The organism is Methylobacterium isbiliense (assembly GCF_022179325.1).
Taxonomy (GTDB): Bacteria; Pseudomonadota; Alphaproteobacteria; order Rhizobiales; family Beijerinckiaceae; genus Methylobacterium; species Methylobacterium isbiliense.
This window is the reverse complement of sequence record NZ_BPQQ01000035.1, coordinates 1-16603: the sequence shown is the minus strand read 5'-3', so window position 1 is coordinate 16603 and position 16603 is coordinate 1. Positions and strand designations below refer to the sequence as shown.

The 16603-nt window shown below is 72.1% G+C and carries 14 protein-coding genes and 2 pseudogenes; 14 read left to right on the top strand and 2 right to left on the bottom strand.

Features of this window, described 5'->3' with window-relative positions:
• Positions 1-30 precede the first annotated feature (30 nt).
• The 6 genes from MFF61_RS15885 to MFF61_RS15860 all read left to right on the top strand — a co-directional run bounded on the left by MFF61_RS15885 (position 31) and on the right by MFF61_RS15860 (position 6344).
• On the top strand, positions 31-1359 hold the full coding sequence (locus tag MFF61_RS15885) for an O-acetylhomoserine aminocarboxypropyltransferase/cysteine synthase family protein (RefSeq protein ID WP_238236047.1): 1329 nt from the start codon (positions 31-33) through the stop codon (positions 1357-1359).
• The gene (locus MFF61_RS15880; RefSeq protein WP_238236046.1) at positions 1359-2168 is read left to right on the top strand and encodes a MetQ/NlpA family ABC transporter substrate-binding protein; all 810 of its coding nucleotides are present in this window, start codon (positions 1359-1361) and stop codon (positions 2166-2168) included. The genes MFF61_RS15885 and MFF61_RS15880 overlap by 1 nt, the downstream gene beginning before the upstream one ends.
• The gene (locus MFF61_RS15875; protein ID WP_238236045.1) at positions 2165-3538 is read left to right on the top strand and encodes an LLM class flavin-dependent oxidoreductase; all 1374 of its coding nucleotides are present in this window, start codon (positions 2165-2167) and stop codon (positions 3536-3538) included. The genes MFF61_RS15880 and MFF61_RS15875 overlap by 4 nt, the downstream gene beginning before the upstream one ends.
• 8 nt (positions 3539-3546) lie before the next feature.
• Positions 3547-4974, top strand: coding sequence for an LLM class flavin-dependent oxidoreductase (locus MFF61_RS15870; protein ID WP_238236044.1), 1428 nt, complete (start codon positions 3547-3549; stop codon positions 4972-4974).
• A gap of 20 nt (positions 4975-4994) precedes the next feature.
• The gene (locus MFF61_RS15865; RefSeq protein WP_238236043.1) at positions 4995-5819 is read left to right on the top strand and encodes an NADPH-dependent oxidoreductase; all 825 of its coding nucleotides are present in this window, start codon (positions 4995-4997) and stop codon (positions 5817-5819) included.
• Between the two features lie 72 nt (positions 5820-5891).
• Positions 5892-6344 (top strand): RrF2 family transcriptional regulator, encoded by a 453-nt coding sequence (locus MFF61_RS15860; RefSeq protein ID WP_238236042.1) that lies wholly within the window; start codon positions 5892-5894, stop codon positions 6342-6344.
• Between the two features lie 6 nt (positions 6345-6350).
• Here MFF61_RS15860 and MFF61_RS15855 read toward each other — a convergent pair whose 3' ends face one another.
• The gene (locus MFF61_RS15855; RefSeq protein ID WP_238236041.1) at positions 6351-7277 is read right to left on the bottom strand and encodes a hypothetical protein; all 927 of its coding nucleotides are present in this window, start codon (positions 7275-7277) and stop codon (positions 6351-6353) included.
• Between the two features lie 291 nt (positions 7278-7568).
• Here MFF61_RS15855 and MFF61_RS15850 point away from each other — a divergent pair, with 291 nt between their 5' ends.
• From MFF61_RS15850 to MFF61_RS15815, 8 genes and pseudogenes are all read left to right on the top strand, one after another.
• The gene (locus tag MFF61_RS15850) at positions 7569-9212 is read left to right on the top strand and encodes an ABC transporter substrate-binding protein (RefSeq protein ID WP_238236040.1); all 1644 of its coding nucleotides are present in this window, start codon (positions 7569-7571) and stop codon (positions 9210-9212) included.
• 4 nt (positions 9213-9216) lie between these two features.
• The gene (locus MFF61_RS15845; RefSeq protein WP_238236039.1) at positions 9217-10203 is read left to right on the top strand and encodes an ABC transporter permease; all 987 of its coding nucleotides are present in this window, start codon (positions 9217-9219) and stop codon (positions 10201-10203) included.
• Positions 10200-11060, top strand: coding sequence for an ABC transporter permease (locus MFF61_RS15840; RefSeq protein ID WP_238236038.1), 861 nt, complete (start codon positions 10200-10202; stop codon positions 11058-11060). The genes MFF61_RS15845 and MFF61_RS15840 overlap by 4 nt, the downstream gene beginning before the upstream one ends.
• Positions 11060-12082 (top strand): ABC transporter ATP-binding protein, encoded by a 1023-nt coding sequence (locus MFF61_RS15835; RefSeq protein ID WP_238236037.1) that lies wholly within the window; start codon positions 11060-11062, stop codon positions 12080-12082. Before MFF61_RS15840 ends, MFF61_RS15835 begins: the two co-directional genes overlap by 1 nt.
• Positions 12066-13013 carry an ABC transporter ATP-binding protein gene (locus MFF61_RS15830; RefSeq protein ID WP_238236036.1) on the top strand — a complete coding sequence of 316 codons (948 nt, stop codon included), beginning with the start codon at positions 12066-12068 and terminating at the stop codon, positions 13011-13013. The genes MFF61_RS15835 and MFF61_RS15830 overlap by 17 nt, the downstream gene beginning before the upstream one ends.
• 64 nt (positions 13014-13077) lie before the next feature.
• Positions 13078-13860: a MetQ/NlpA family ABC transporter substrate-binding protein gene (locus MFF61_RS15825; protein ID WP_238236035.1), complete on the top strand. Its 783-nt coding sequence runs from the start codon at positions 13078-13080 to the stop codon at positions 13858-13860.
• Between the two features lie 83 nt (positions 13861-13943).
• Positions 13944-15320: an LLM class flavin-dependent oxidoreductase gene (locus tag MFF61_RS15820; RefSeq protein WP_238236034.1), complete on the top strand. Its 1377-nt coding sequence runs from the start codon at positions 13944-13946 to the stop codon at positions 15318-15320.
• Positions 15321-15453: 133 nt separating this feature from the next.
• Positions 15454-16142 (top strand): annotated as a pseudogene (locus MFF61_RS15815) (IS3 family transposase); the annotation flags it as partial.
• Here MFF61_RS15815 and MFF61_RS15810 read toward each other — a convergent pair.
• Positions 16133-16530: pseudogene (locus MFF61_RS15810) on the bottom strand (transposase); the annotation flags it as partial. The pseudogenes MFF61_RS15815 and MFF61_RS15810 sit on opposite strands and share 10 nt — an antisense overlap.
• Positions 16531-16603 lie beyond the last annotated feature (73 nt).

Below are 16603 nucleotides of genomic sequence, written 5' to 3'. Positions count from 1 at the left end.
GCCGCTCAAACACCCCGGAGAGACCCTGCCATGGCATCCGAATCCCTCGATCCGGCCGGGCTGCGGCCCGAGACCCTGGCCCTGCACGCCGGCTGGCGGGCGGACCCGTCCACCGGCGCCGTCGCGGTGCCGATCTTCCAGACGACCTCCTACCAGTTCCGCGACGCCGACCACGCCGCGAACCTCTTCGCGCTCAAGGAGATCGGCAACATCTACACGCGGGTGACGAACCCCACGACCGACGTGCTGGAGCAGCGCGCGGCGGCGCTGGAAGGGGGCGCGGCGGCCCTCGCGGTGGCCTCGGGGCAGGCGGCGTCGGCGCTCGCCATCCAGAACCTCGCCCGGGCTGGCGACAACGTGGTGAGCGCCACCGACCTCTACGGCGGCACCTGGAACCTGTTCGCCAACACCCTCAAGGAGCAGGGCATCGAGGTGCGCTTCGTCGATCCGGCCGACCCGGACGCCTTCCGCCGCGCCACCGACGCCCGCACCCGCGCCTATTACGGCGAGACCCTGCCGAACCCGAAGCTCACGGTGTTCCCCATCGCCGAGGTGGCGGCGATCGGCCGACCCCTCGGCATCCCGCTGATCCTCGACAACACCGCCGCCCCGCTCCTCGCCCGGCCCCTCGCGCACGGCGCGGCGATCGTGGTCTATTCCACCACCAAGTACTTCGGCGGCCACGGCACCTCGATCGGCGGGCTGATCGTCGACGGTGGGCAGTTCGACTGGACGGCGGTGCCGGAGCGCCAGCCTGCCCTCACGGAGCCGGATGCAAGCTATCACGGGGCCGTCTGGGTCGAGGAGGCGAAGGCGCTCGGGCCCATCGCCTACGCGTTGCGCGCCCGGGTGCGGCTCCTGCGCGACCTCGGGCCGGCCCTCTCGCCCTTCAACGCCTTCCAGATCCTGCAGGGGCTGGAGACGCTGCCCCTGCGCATCGCGCGCCACGCCGAGAACGCAGTCCAGGTCGCCACCTACCTGTCGAAGCGGCCGGAAGTGGCGCGGGTGATCCACCCGGCCTTCCAGACCGGCGCGGCGCGGGAGCGGGCCGACCGCTACCTCGCGGGCGGCTACGGCGGCCTCGTCGGGTTCGAACTCGCGGCCGGACGCGAGGCGGGGCGGCGCTTCATCGACGGCCTGCGGCTCCACTACCACGTCGCCAACATCGGCGACGCGCGCAGCCTCGCCATCCATCCGGCGAGCACCACGCATTCGCAGCTCTCGCCCGAGGACCAGCGCGCGACCGGCGTGTCGGAGGGCTACGTGCGCCTCTCCGTCGGGCTCGAGCACATCGACGACATCCTGGCCGACCTCGACCGGGGGCTCGCGGCCGCCGGCGGACTGCGGCAAGCGGCCTGATGACCATGCGCCTCCTCCTCGCCGCCCTGGTCGCCGCCGTGGCGGCCCTGGGCGCCGCCCGCGCCGAGCCGGCGAAGCCCGACCTCAAGGTCGGCTTCGTCCCCGGCCCCTACGAGGACGCCTTCAAGGCCGGGGTCGAGCCGACCCTGCGCGCCCAGGGCTACCGGGTGCGAACCTTCCACTTCAGCACCGGGCTCGAGGTGAACGCTGCCGTCCACCGGGGCGAGGTCGACGCCAACGTGATGCAGCACAGCGTCTACCTGAAGGCCTACAACGACCGGAACGGCACCGATCTCGTCGGCATCGTGCAGGTGCCGACCCCGCCGATGGGGCTCTACTCGCGCAAGCACCGCAGCACCGCGGGCGTGGCCCGCGGCGCGACGGTCGCGGTGCCGAGCGATCCGATGAACCTGGAGCGGGCGCTCAAGATCCTGCGCGACCTCGGCTGGATCACGCTCCGGCCGAACGGCAACCCGGTCGACGTCACCGAACTCGACGTGATCGAGAACCCGGCCGGGATCCGGCTGGTGCCGCTGGAGGCCGCGCAGGCGCCGCGCGTGCTCGACGACGTCGATTTCGCGGCGATCCAGGGCAATTTCGCGATCTTCAGCGGCCTCAAGCTCAGCGAGGCGCTCGCCCTCGAAAACATGACCTCGCCCTACGTGAACGTCGTCGCGGTGAGGAAGGACGCGGCCGGGACGCCCTGGGCGCGGGACATCGTGAGCGCCTACCGCGCCGACGCCTTCAAGGCGGCGATCCGGGGCGACCGCTTCTACGACGGGTTCAAGCTGCCGGATTACTTCGAATGAGCCGCCGCGAACTGAGGCTGAACGCCTTCCACATGCACTCCCCCGGCCACACCTGGGCCGGGATGTGGCGCCACCCCCGCGACGCCTCGGTACGCTACACCTCCCTCGATTACTGGACCTCGCTCGCCCGCACGGCCGAGCGCGGGCTCCTCGACGGCATCTTCCTCGCGGACGTGTTCGGCACCTACGACGTCTACGGCGGCAACGCCGATGCGGCGCTGGCCGGCGCCGCGCAGGCCCCCAACGCCGATCCGCTCCTCGTGGTGCCGGCGATGGCCCTCGTCACCTCGCAGATCGGCTTCGGCGTCACGGCCAACCTCACCTACGAGCACCCCTACCAGTTCGCCCGCCGCTTCTCGACCCTCGACCACCTCACGGACGGCCGGATCGGCTGGAATATCGTCACCGGCTACCTGGAGAGCGGCGCCCGCGGCATGGGCCTGGCGCAGGCCCGCGCGCACGACACCCGCTATGAGGCGGGCGAGGATTTTCTGGAAGCGGCCTACAAGCTCTGGGAGGGAAGCTGGGAGGACGGCGCCGTCGTCCACGACCGCGCGCGCAGCGTCTACACCCGGCCCGACAAAGTGCACCGGGTGCGCCACGAGGGACCCTACTACCGGGTCGATGCCCGCCACCTCGCCGAGCCCTCGCCCCAGCGCACCCCGGTGCTCTACCAGGCCGGCACCTCCTCGCGCGGGCGCGCCTTCGCGGCGCGCCACGCCGAGTGCATCTTCCTCAACGGCCACACCAGGGCGATCGCGGGCAGATCGGTCCGCAGCATCCGCGAGGCCGCCCGCGACCACGGGCGCGACCCCTACGACATCCTGATGTTCCTCGGCGCCACCGTGATCGTGGCGCCGACCCGCGCCGAGGCGCTGGACCTGCGCGACGAATACGCCCGCTACCTCGACGTGCAGGGCCAGCTCGCCCTCGTCTCGGGCTGGACCGGCATCGACCTCGCGACGCTCGGCCCCGAGGAGGCGCTGGCCTACGTGAAGACCAACGCCATGCAGTCGCTGGTCGAGAACCTGACGGTGAACACGGAGCACCGCTTCACCGTGCGCGACTTCGCGCAGTTCGGCCCGCTCGGGGCGCGGGCGCCCTTCATCGTCGGTTCGGCCTCCGAGGTCGCGGACGAACTCCTGTCCTGGGCGGAAGAAGCCGACGTCGACGGCTTCAACCTGACCCGGGTGGTGGTGCCCGAGACGCTGGAGGCCTTCGTCGACCTCGTCGTGCCGGAACTCCAGGACCGCGGCGCCTTCAAGACCCGCTACCGGGAGGGCACCTTGCGCGAGAAACTGTTTCCGGGGACGGGCGCACGGCTGAAGCCCAGCCATCCGGGCGCCGGCTTCCGGCGCCTCGCGGCGTGAGGGGCGCCATGCCAAAGCCCATCCGCGTCAACGGCTTCGCGATCCACAGCCCCGTCCACCTCTCGCCCGGCCTCTGGCGCCACCCGCGGGACCGCTCGCTCTCCGTCAACACCCTCGCCTACTGGACCGACCTCGCCCGGCTCCTGGAGCGCGGGCTGTTCGAGACCCTGTTCATCGCCGACGGGCTCGGCATCCACGACGTCTACGGGGGCAGCGCCGACGCGGCCCTGCGGCGGGCCGCGCAGGTGCCCAAGCACGACCCGATGCTCCTCGTCTCCGCCATGGCGGCGGCGACGGAGCATCTCGGCTTCGGCGTCACCGCCTCGGTCTCCTACGAGCCGCCCTTCACGCTCGCCCGCCGCTTCTCGACCCTCGACCATCTCACGGACGGGCGCATCGCCTGGAACGTGGTCACGGGCTATTCGGACGCCGCCTCGCGGGCGGTCGGGCAGCCGGGCATCGCCGCGCACGACACCCGCTACGACATCGCCGACGAGTTCCTCGACGTGGTCTACCGCCTCTGGGAGGAGAGCTGGGAGGACGGGGCGGTGCTGCGCGACCGCGAGCGCGGCCTCTTCGCCGACCCGGCCAGGATCCACCGCATTGAACACGCGGGCGAGCACTTCCGGATGCAGGGCATCCACCTCGTCGAGCCCTCGCCCCAGCGCACGCCCTTCCTGTTCCAGGCCGGCGCCTCCGACCGCGGGCGCGACTTCGCGGCCGCGCACGCGGAGGCGGTGTTTCTCAGCGACGCCTCGCGGACGGCCATCGCCGCGACCGTTGCGGACACCCGCGCCCGCGCGGCGGCCCGGGGCCGCGATCCCGCCGACATCCTGTTCTTCGCGCTCGTCACCGTGATCGTCGGGCGCACCGAGGCGGAGGCGCAGGCCAAGCACCGCGACTACCTCGCCTACGTCGATCCCGAGGGGGCGCTCGCCCTGTTCTCGGGCTGGACCGGGATCGACCTCTCGGCCTACGCCCTCGACGGCCCCTTCCCGGTGCTGCGCCGCGACAACGCCATCGCCTCCGTGGCGGAATCCCTCGGGCGGGGCGAGCGGCGGCGCAGCATCCGCGAGATCGTCCAGGAGGGCGCCATCGGCGGGCGCGGGCCGGTGCTGATCGGCTCGCCTCAGCAGGTGGCGGACGGGCTCGAAGCCTGGATGGACGAGACCGGCATCGACGGCTTCAACCTGAGCTTCGCGGTGACGCCCGAGGGTTACGGGGACTTCATCGACCTCGTCGTGCCCGAGTTGCAGCGGCGCGGCCGCTACAAGACGGCCTACGCGCCGGGCAGCCTGCGCCAGAAGGTGTTCGGCGAGGCGCGCCGCCTGCTGCCGCCGAGCCATCCGGCGGCCCGGTTCCGGCGGGCGGCCCCGGATGCGGCGCGGGGAAGCGCCCCCCTGCCCGCTGAGGCGCCTCTATCGTATCCGGGGTGACCGGACAGGGGAGATCGGGCATGGCGGAGACGGGATCGCGCACGGCGCTGGCCGAGCGCTACGGGCCGGCGGAGGCGGACCTGCCGGTCGCCTGGAACGACGTGCTGGCGGGCCTGCTCGCCCACCGCTCCGTGCGGGCCTATCGCCCCGACCTCCTCCCCCCGGGCACGCTGGAGACGCTGGTCGCGGCGGCGCAATCGGCGGCCTCCTCCTCGAACCTCCAGACCTGGAGCGTGGTCGCGGTCGAGGATCCGGCGACGAAGCGGCGGCTCTCGGCGGTGGCGGGCGGCCAGCGGCACGTGGTCGAGGCGCCCCTGGTGCTGGTCTGGCTCGCCGACCTGTCGCGGCTCGAGGCGATCGGCCGCCGGCAGGAGCGGCCGACGGAGGGCCTCGCCTACCTCGAGACGCTGCTCGTCGGGATCATCGACGCGGCGCTCGCGGCGCAGAACGCCACCGTGGCGCTGGAATCGCTCGGCCTCGCCTCGGTCTATATCGGGGCGCTGCGCAACGACCCCGTGGCGGTGGCGGAGGCCTTAGGCCTGCCGCCGAACGTGTTGGCGGTGTTCGGGCATTGCGTCGGCTACGCCGATCCCGCCCGCCCGGCCTCGGTGAAGCCGCGCCTGCCCCAGAGCCTCGTGCTGCACAAGGAGCGCTACGGGGCGGGGGCCGATCCCGCCGGGGTCGCCGCCTACGACCGCACGCTCACGGCCTTCCAGGAGGGGCAGCGCCTGGAGCCGCTCGGCTGGACGAAGGCCGCCCTCGAGCGGGTGCGCGGCCCCGAAGCTCTCAGCGGACGCGACCGGCTGCGGGCGGCGCTGGAGCGGCTCGGCTTCGGGCTGCGCTGACGCAGCGGTGGCGTGGCAGAAGACGAGCGTCTAGATAGACCAACTCGCCCTCCCCGGCCGAGCGGAGCCAGGATGCTCACCAACAAGGGAAAGTACGGGCTCAAGGCGCTCGTCCACCTGGCGGGCCTGCCGCCGGGGACGCGCATTGGCGTCGCCGAGGTCGCGGCCGCGAACAACATCCCGAAGAAATTCCTCGACGCGATCCTGGGCGAGTTGCGCAACGCGGGCTTCGTGCACAGCCGCAAGGGACCCGGCGGCGGCTACGCGCTCGCCCGGCCTCCGGAAGAGATCCGGGTCGGCCACGCGGTGCGGGTGCTCGACGGGCCGCTCGCCCCCCTGCCCTGCGCCAGCCGCACGGCCTACCGCCCCTGCGACGATTGCCCGGACGAGGACGGCTGCGCGGTGCGCCTCGTGATGCTGGAGGTGCGCAACAGCATCGCGGGCGTGCTCGACACGCTGACGCTGGCGCAGATGCGCGACCGGCCGGCGGTGGATGGGGGTACGAGCATCATCCATCGGATCTGATCGGGTTCACCACGTGGCGCAGGCGACACCGATGGCCGTGGGCACCGGATAGCCGCGTGGCTCCCCGTCGAGGATGCGGGCGGCGAGCCACGCGCTGGCGGCATCGAGGTCGAGGAGGTCGGGCGCGGGCGCGTAGGGCATCAGGTCGGCGGGATCGGCGGAGAACAGCGCATCCTGGAAACCGGCCGCGCGCAAAGCTGCCAGCAGGGGATGGTCGGTCCGGGGCGCGGCCGGGGGCTCGCCGGCGCGGCGCGCCAGCACCGGCCACGCGCGCCGCCCGTGCCGCAGCAGGCTCGCCCGGGCCGGGTCGGGCAGGTGCTCCCAGATCGTCGGCGCGTGCAGGCGCACGCCGTCGACCACCTCCGTCCGGGGAATCCCGCGTGCCTGCGCCTCGCCGAGCAGGCTGCGCAGCCAACGGGCGAGGGAGACGATGCCAGTGCCGAGCGGCAGGTCGGCCGGGTCGAGACGGAGCACGCGCAAGGTGCCGCGGGTGTCCACGGGCCGCAGCGGTCCGCGCGCGGACGTCGTGACGGTTGCGGTGCGTGCCAGGATGGTCGTGCCGTCATCGAGGAGAGCCGCAACCCCGTGGGCGGTAGGGCCAAGGCTCAGGCAGATCCCTTCCGCCACATGCAGGCGGGCGGCGGCCTCGCGCAGGACGGCGCTCAGGCGCGGCTCCGCCGTGTCCGTGGCGGCTTCCGGGGCGCCCTCCGGCCACCAGCGCGGACCGTCCGCAACGCCGCGGCGCAGGATCGCCGGATAATCCTCGCGGCGCAACCAGCGGCAGAGGTCCGGGCGCTTCTCGATCAGCGTCACCTGCGCCCGCGGATCCCGCCGCAGCAGGTGGGAGGTGAGGCAGAGGGCGCCGATCGTGGCGCCCACCACGAGGTGGTGGCGCCCGCCCGCCGGGCGCGGGGTCGTGGCTGGCGCGTGCATCGGTGCCTCCTTCCGGGAGCGACGGTGCCGGAGTGTCGGAGGTCGCAGCTTGAAGATCAACGAGAACGTTCTTTTTAGAGAACAGCAGGCGAGAGAAGAATACCCTGCGAAAGGCCCGTTGCACGCGAAATATCGGTGTTATGGCAAGACGATCCTGTGATGTCCCGCCACGGCGAGAAATTTTGTCCCGAACGCTCCGTTCGTAAAAAAGAACATTCTCGTTGACAGCGCCGCACGGCCTTGGAAGCTTGCGGGCATTGATGGCCGCCGCGCCGAAGCAGGGGTGTTGTGATGTCGAGGCGTCGTTTTCTCCTGGGGACCGCCCTCGCGGTCGGCGCGCTGGCACTGGCCGGACCGGCCGCCGCCCAGTCGCCCCGGCGCGGCGGAACGCTGACCGCGATCGTCCAGCCGGAGCCCGTGACGCTCACCTCCGCGATCAACACGGCGGCCCCCACCGGCTTCATCAGCGGCAACGTCTTCGACGGCCTCGTCGACTATGACCTCGACCTCAAGCCCCGCCCGGCGCTGGCGGAGAACTGGGAGATCGCCCCGGACGCGCTCTCCATCACCTTCCGCCTGCGCCGGGGGGTGAAGTGGCACGACGGCCAACCCTTCACGGCCGCCGACGTGAAGTGGACGCTGGAGAACGTCTGGAAGACGATCCATCCGCGCAACCAGGCGACCTTCGGGCGCGTGCGGGCGGTCGAGACGCCCGACAACCACACCGTGGTCCTGCGTCTCTCCGAGCCGTCCCTGGCGATCCTGAGTTCCGTGAATTCGAACGGCGCCCAGATCCTGCCGAAGCATCTCTACGAGGGGACGGACATCCTCTCGAATCCCTACAACAACAAGCCCGTGGGGACCGGCGCCTTCGTGTTCAAGGAGTGGAGCCGCGGCAATCACATCGTGCTCGAGCGCAACCCCGATTATTGGGACAAGGACAAGCCCTACCTCGACCGCATCGTGTTCCGGGTGATCCCCGACGCGGCGGCGCGCGCGGCGGCGCTGGAGAAGGGCGAGGTCCAGTACGCCGCCTTCAGCCCCGTGCCGCTCAAGGACGCGGAGCGCCTGGGCAAGCTGCCGACACTCCGGGTCGAGACCCGTGGTTACGAGTGGCTCTCGCCCTGGCTGTTCTTCGATCTCAACGTCGACAACCCTCAGCTCAAGGATGTCCGCGTGCGGCGGGCGATCGCGCACGCCATCGACCGGCAGGCCATCGCCCGGATCGTCTGGTACGGCTTCGGCAAGCCGGCGATCAGCCCGGTGCCCTCGACGCTGGCCGCGTTCCATGACGAGAGCGTGCCGCAATATCCCTTCAATCCCAAGCGCGCCGAAGCGCTGCTCGACGAGGCCGGGTTCACGCGCGGTCCCGACGGCGTGCGCTTCTCCCTCACGCACGACTTCATCCCGTACGGCGACGACTACAAGCGGACGGGCGAGTACCTCAAGCAGGCGCTCAAGCGGGTCGGCATCGAGGTCACGATCCGCAGCCAGGACACCGCCTCCTTCACCAAGCGGGTCTACGGCGACCGGGATTTCGACATCTCCAGCACGTGGTTCGCGGCCTTCTCGGACCCGCAGGTCGGCGTCACGCGGGCCTACTGGTCGGGCTGGATCGGCAAGAACACGCCCTGGACCAACGGCTCGGGCTATCGCAATCCGGAGATCGACGGGCTGATCGCCCAGGCCCAGGGCGAGGCGGATCAGGCCAAGCGGATCGCGCTCTTCAAGCAGTTCCAGCAGATCGTGCAGCGCGACCTGCCGTCGATCCCGCTCATCGAACTGCGCTTCTTCTCGCTCCACGCCGCCGACCTCAAGGACGTGGTGACGCGCGGCGACCAGATCTACGGCTCGCTGAAGAACGCGTGGTTCGATGGCCCGCGGGCCGACTCGAAGAGCACCGAAGCCAAGAACACCGAAGCCAAGAGCAACTAGGCCGATGATCCGCACGCCAGCGGGGCGGCTGTTCTGGGCGCGGCGGCTCGCCCAGATGGTGCTCGTGGTCCTCAGCATCGGGACCGTCAACTTCCTCCTCCTGCACCTCGCGCCGGGCGACGCGGCGCAGGTGCTGGCCGGGGAATCCGGGTCGGCGAGCCCCGAATACCTCGCCGCCCTGCGCCGCCAGTTCGGCCTCGACCGGCCGTTCCCCGTGCAGTTCGGCCACTACATCCTGCGGCTCGTCACCTTCGACCTCGGCTTCTCGCACCGGCAGGGCCTGCCCGTCGCGACGCTGATCCTCGACCGGTTGCCGGCGACGCTGCTCCTGATGAGCGCCAGCATCGGCCTCGCGGTGCTGCTCGGCGGCGCGCTCGGCTTCCTCGCGGCGCGCCGGGCCGGCGGCCTCGCGGACGCGCTGATCTCCGGGCTCGCCCTCCTGTTCTACGCCACGCCGGTCTTCTGGGTCGGGCTGATGCTCACGGTGGTGTTCGCGGTGTGGCTCGACTGGTTCCCGGTCGGGGGCATGCGCGCAATCGGGGCGACCTCCGGCCCCGGAGCGATCCTCGACATCGCCCACCATCTCGTCCTGCCGCCGACGACGCTCGGCCTGTTCTACATGGCCACCTACACGCGCCTGATGCGCGCGAGCGTCCTCGATGTGCAGGACCGCGACTTCGTGCGCACGGCGCGGGCGAAGGGCTTGGCGGACGGACGCATCGCGTGGCGCCACGTCTTGCGCAACGCCACGCTGCCGATCGTCACCACGGTCGGCGTCCAGGTCGGCTCGATCTTGGGCGGGGCGGTCTTGGTCGAGACCGTCTTCTCCTGGCCCGGCCTCGGGCGGCTCGCCTTCGAGGCTCTGTTCCAGCGCGACCTCAACCTCCTGCTCGGCATCCTCTTCCTCAGCTCGATCCTCGTCGGCGTGGCCAATCTCGCGGTCGACCTCGCCTATGCGCGGCTCGATCCCCGCATCGGGCTTCAGGGATGAGCGGTCCGGCCGACGCCTTTGCGCGGGCGCCGCTCCTGCTGAGCGTGCTGCACCGCCCGGCGGGCGCCGCCGGGTTGGCGGTCCTGGCGCTCGTCGGCCTCGCCGCCCTCTCCGCGGGCCTCCTCAGCCCCGGCGATCCCCTCGACATGGTGGCGCTGCCCTTCCTGTGGCCCGGCACCGACTGGGCGCATCCGCTCGGCACCGACATGCTGGGGCGCGATCTCGCCGCGGGGCTGCTTCACGGCGCGCGCGTCTCGCTCCTCGTCGGGATCGTCGCGGCCGTGATCGCGCTCGGCATTGGGGTCGGCGCCGGGGCGCTGGCGGGCTTCTACCGCGGCCGGCTCGACGCGGTGCTGATGCGCGCGACCGAGCTGTTCCAGACCATCCCGCCCTTCCTGTTCGCGCTCGCGATCGTCGCGGTGCTCCAGCCGTCGCTCACCACGATCACGCTCGCCATCGGTGTGACCGCGTGGCCGAGCCTCGCCCGCATCGTGCGGGCGGAGGTGCTGGCGTTGCGCGACGGCGAGATGGTGCAGGCCGCGGTGGCAATTGGCGCGAGCGATGCGCGCATCCTCCTGCTCCACGTGCTGCCGAACGTGCTCGGGCCGGTTCTGGTCTCCGCCTCGATCCTGGTCGCGACCGCGATCCTCACCGAGTCGAGCCTCGCCTTCTTGGGCCTGGGTGATCCGAACGTGGTGAGCTGGGGCGGCATGGTCGGGGCCGGCCGCGAGGTGCTGCGCACCGACTGGTACGTGGCGGCCCTGCCGGGCCTCGCCATCGTGGCGGTGGTGCTCGGCCTCAACCTCCTGGGCGACGCGCTCAACGACGCGCTCGATCCCCGACGGATGCGCCGCTGATGGATCCGGTTCTCGATGTCGACGGCCTGTTCGTCTCCTTTCCGGGGCACGGGCGCACGCTCCTGCCGGCGGTGGAGGATCTCGGCTTCGCGGTCCGGCCCGGGGAGACCCTGGCGATCGTGGGCGAGTCCGGCTGCGGCAAGTCCGCGACGGCGCTGGCGCTGCTCGGGCTGCTGCCGCGTCACGCGGTGGCCTCGGCCCGCAGGCTGCGCATCGCCGGCACCGATCTCGCCGAGGCCGATCCGCAGGCATGCCGGGAGATCTGGCGCCGCCACCGCGGCGGGCGCATCGCGATGATCTTCCAGGAGCCTCTGACCTCGCTGAACCCGGTGCTGACGATTGGTGAGCAGGTCGCCGAGGCGGTGCGGGCGCACGAAGCCGTCTCCTGGCGGGCGGCCCGCGGGCGTGCGTTCGATCTCCTGCGCCGCGTGCGCATCCCTCAGGCCGAGCAGCGCCTCGACGCCTATCCGCACCAGCTCTCGGGCGGCATGCGCCAGCGCGTGGTGATCGCCATGGCGCTGGCCTGCCGGCCTGCCGTGCTGGTCGCCGACGAGCCGACGACTGCGCTCGACGTCACCGTGCAGGCGCGGGTGCTCGACCTGATTGCCGAGATCCAGGAGGAGACGCGCACGGCGCTCGTCCTCATCACCCACGATCTCGGCGTGGTGGCGGACCGGGCCGACCGGGTGCTGGTGATGTATGCCGGCCGCGCGGTCGAGAGCCGCGCGGCCTCCGCCCTGTTCGCCGCCCCGGCCCATCCCTACACCCGCGCCCTGCTGGCGGCGCGACCGCGGCCCGGCTGGACCGGGGCGCGCCCGCGTCTGCCCGAGATTCCGGGCCGGGTGCCGGGCCTGGGCGAGCGCGGTGCGGCCGGCTGCCCCTTCGCGCCGCGCTGCGCGGCGGTGCTGCCGGCCTGCCGCATCGGGCGGCCCGATCTGATCGTCCTCGACGGCGGCACCGCCGCCTGTCTGCGCGCGGGCGAGTTCGCCGCGCAGGAGACCCCGCGTGCCGCCTTTGGCTGAGCCCATCCTGGAGGTGCGCGACCTCGCCGTGCACTTCGCCACGCCACACGGGACCCTGCGCGCCGTCGACGGCGTCTCGCTCAGCCTCCGCCGCGGGGAGACGCTCGGGCTCGTGGGCGAATCCGGCTGCGGCAAGTCCACCCTCGGGCGCGCGATCCTGCGCCTGGTCGAGCCGACGGCGGGCTCCATCCGCCTCGCGGGGACCGACGTGACCGGGCTCGGGCGGGCGGCGCTGAGACCGCTGCGCCGGATCGCCCAGATGGTGTTCCAGGACCCTTTCGCGTCGCTCGATCCGCGCTGGACCATCGGCCGGCTCCTGGCCGAGCCGCTCGTCATCCACGGGATCGGCGATCGGGCCGGACGGGCAGCCCGCGTGCGGGATCTCCTCGACCGGGTCGGCCTGCCGGCCGATGCCGCCGCGCGCTACCCGCACGAACTGTCGGGGGGCCAGCGGCAGCGGGTCGGCATCGCCCGCGCGCTCGCCCTCGACCCGCGGCTGATCGTCCTCGACGAGGCGGTGTCGGCGCTCGACGTCTCGGTTCAGGCCCAGGTGCTCAACCTGCTCGACGACCTGCAGGCCAGCCTCGGTCTCGCCTACCTGTTCATCAGCCACGACCTCGCGGTGGTCGATCACGTCGCCGACCGGATTGCCGTGATGCTCGGCGGGCGCCTCGTCGAGACCGGGCCGCGCGCGCGGATCACGGCCCGCCCGCTCCACCCGTACACCCAGGATCTCCTCGACGCCGTGCCGGGCCGCCGCGCCCGTCTGCGCGACGATGGCGAGGGCGAGGCTGTGCCGGGCGGCTGCCCCTTCGCGCATCGCTGCCCGCAGGCAAGCGCACGCTGCCGGGCCGAGGTACCGATGCTGCGCCCCGTCGGCGGGGAGGTGTCGCTCGCCTGCCATCACGTTGCGCTCGCGGCGGCGGCGTGACCGCCGCGGTCCCCGTCCCGCATCCGCGCGCTGTCCACGCCTCATCACTCGGGAGATCCCCATGATGACTTGGTTCCAACGCACTATTTTGGCCGCGGCGCTCGTCCTCTCCGCCGGTGCTGCCCAGGCACAGAGTCTCCGGGTCGGCGTGACCGCCGGTCCGCACGCGGAGGTGCTGGACGCGGTCCGGAAGGTCGCGGCGGAGCGCGGGCTCGACATCCGGGTCGTCGAGTTCGCCGACTACGTGATCCCCAACCAAGCGCTCGCGGCCGGCGACCTCGACGCGAACTCCTTCCAGCATGAGCCCTATCTGCGCAACCAGATCGCCAAGACCGGCTGGAACCTCGTCAAGGTCGCGACCACTACGGCCTCGCCGCAGGGCATCTACTCGAAGCGCTACAAGCGCATCGGCGATCTCCCGGCGGGCGCGACGATCGCGATCCAGAACGATCCCTCGAACGGCGCTCGCTCGCTGCAGATCCTGCACGCGAACGGCGTGATCCGGCTCAAGGACCCGGGCAACGCCGCCGCGACGGTCGCGGACATCGCCGAGAACCCGAAGCGCTTCCGCTTCGTCGAACTCGACGCTGCCCAGCTCGCCCGCGCGCTCGACGACGTCGACGCCGCCTCGATCAACAACAACTACGCCCTCCAGGCCGGTCTCTCGCCGGTGACCGACCCTCTGATCAAGGAACCGGTGGAGGGACCGTGGGTCAACATCATCGCGGTGCGTGAGGCCGATCGGGACAAGCCCTGGGTGCGGACGCTCGTCGAGGCCTACCGTTCGCAGCCCGTGAAGGACTTCATCCTCGCCCGCTTCAAGGGCGCCTACGTGCCGACGTGGTAGCCGCCGCCCCTCGCGAAGAGCCGCCGGCCGGCGTATCGCCAGCCAGGGCGGCCCGCATCGCCGCCACGCCGAACCGGTGAGCCATGATCCGCTTCAACGCCTTCGAGATGAACTGTGTCGGGCACCAGTCGCCCGGCCTCTGGCGGCATCCCCGCGACCGCTCGGGGGAGTACACCACCCTCGCCTACTGGACCGACCTCGCGCGGCTGCTCGAACGGGGCCTGTTCGACGGCGTGTTCCTGGCCGACGTGGTCGGCCTCTACGACGTGTTCGGCGGCTCGCCCGACGCAGCCCTGCGGCACGCCGCGCAGGTGCCGGTCAACGATCCTCTCCTCGTCGTGCCGGCGATGGCGGCGGTGACGGAGCATCTCGGCTTCGGCGTCACCGTGAACCTGTCCTACGAGGCGCCCTACCTGCTCGCGCGCCGCATGACGACGCTCGACCACCTGACCGCCGGGCGCATCGGCTGGAACGTCGTGACCGGCTACCTCGACTCGGCGGCGCGGGCCATGGGCCTCGACCGCCAACGCGCGCACGACGACCGCTACGACCTCGCGGACGAGTACATGCAGGTCGTCTACGCCCTCTGGGAGGGAAGCTGGGACGACGAGGCCGTCCGACGCGACCGGGCGGCGGGCGTCTTCACCGACCCATCGCGGGTTCGACCCGTCCACCACCACGGCCCGCATTTCCGGGTCGAGGGCGTGCATCTCGGCGAGCCCTCGCCCCAGCGCACCCCCGTCATCTACCAGGCTGGAACCTCGCCGAAGGGCCGCGGCTTCGCGGCGCGCCACGCCGAGTGCGTGTTCGTCTCCGGCCCATCCTCGCAGGTGATCGCCCCGCGCGTGGCCGCGCTGCGGCAGGCGGCGGCGGAGGCAGGACGCGCGCCCGGCGACCTACTGATCTACTCCCTCGCCACCCTGGTGGTCGCTGAGACGGACGCCGCCGCGGCGGCGCGGCTCGCCGAGTACCGCGCCTACGTCAGCCACGAGGGCGCGCTCGCCCTGATGTCGGGCTGGACCGGGGTCGACTTCTCGACCCTCGACCTCGACGCGCAGGTCCGCCACGTCGAGAACGACGCCGGGCGCTCGGCCATGGACAACGTCACGCGCGCCGATCCGAGCCGGATCTGGACGGTGCGGGAGGTGGCCGAGCATGTCGGGATCGGCGGCATCGGGCCGGTTTTCGCCGGCTCGCCCGCGACCGTCTGCGACGCGCTGGAGGCCTGGGTCGCGGCCACCGGCGTCGACGGGTTCAACCTCGCCTACGTGGTGGCGCACGAGACCTTCGCCGGCATCGTTGATCTCGTGGTGCCCGAGTTGCAGCGGCGCGGTCGCTACCCGGCCACGTACCGCCCCGGCCCGCTTCGGCAGAAGCTGTTCGGGCGCGACCGCGTGGACGCCGCCCACCCGGCCGCGCGCCATCGGCACACCGTGCGCTTCAGCGGTGCGGAGGCCTGAGCATAAACCCATTGTGCGCCTCGGACGGCGATGTGAACTCAACCCGGCGCCTCATCGCTTTCAGCCCTCCTCCGCCCCACGGTTGCTTGAGACACCCCAGAAGCGGACGGTCTCCGCGGCAGGGGTGAGAACGATGACGACAGACGTGAAGGCCGTTGCAGAGGCGGCCGGTCCTGGCCGCGGCGGGCGCATGTCCCGGCAGCGCAAGCGCGATGCGGTGCTGCGCCTGCTGCGCGGCGAGGACCTGGAGAGCGTCTCGCGCAGCCTGGGCGTGACGGCCGCGACCCTGTCGGGCTGGCGCGACGCCTTCCTGGCGGACGGTGAGGCGAGCCTGTCCACCCGGCCCACCGATGGCGAAGCGTTGGAGAGCGGACGGCTGAAGGCCAAGCTCGGCGAGAGGCTGCTGGAGCGTGAACTGCTGGAGGCCAAGATCGCCGCCCTGGAGGCGCGCGGCCCCGGCCCTTTGGCCCGCAGGAGGTCGCGGCCATGAGCCGGGCCGTCTCGCCGTCCAGCGGCACAGTTTACGGGCTGGCCCGGGTGTGCCGGATCTGGGGCGTGTCGCGCGCCACCGTCCACCGGCATCTCTCACCTGCACGGCCGGAGCCGTCGCGGCGTCCTGGCCCGGTCGGGCCGATGCCGGATGCGGCGCTGCTGGAGGCGACCCGCGCCACCCTCACCGGCAGCCCCTTCCACGGCGAGGGCCACCGCAAGGTTTGGGCGCGGCTGCGCCACAAGGGCGTGCGCACCTCCAAGCGCCGCGTGCTGCGTCTGATGCGCGACCATGATCTGCTCGCCCCGTCTCGCGTCGGCGCGCCGCGCGGCCTCTTGCCCTGTGTCGAGCGATGCTGCCCGAGGGCGCGACAGGCCCGGCGCTCGGAGACCGTCAGCACGGTCCGGACATGCTCCATGCAGGCGCATCGACGCGCGGGGCTCAGAAGGATCCTCGTGCCGCCTCCTGCAGGATCAGCGTGTCGAGCGTGAGGTCCGCGATCGCTTTGCGTAAGCGGGCGTTCTCGGCCTCCAGCCCCTTCATCCGGCGCACCTGGTCGGACTTCAGCCCGCCGAACTCCTTGCGCCAGCGGTCATACGTGACCTCGCTCACGCCGATCGCGCGGATCGCGTCAGCCACGCTCTGCCCCTGCGAGACCAGCACGTCCACCTGCCGCAGCTTGGCCACGACCTCTTCCGGCCTGTGCTTCTTCGTTCCCATCGCGTCCGTCCTCCGTCGGCTCAAAGCCATACTTCAGGCCGGACCACTCCGATGGTTCATTTGAGAGTTTGGT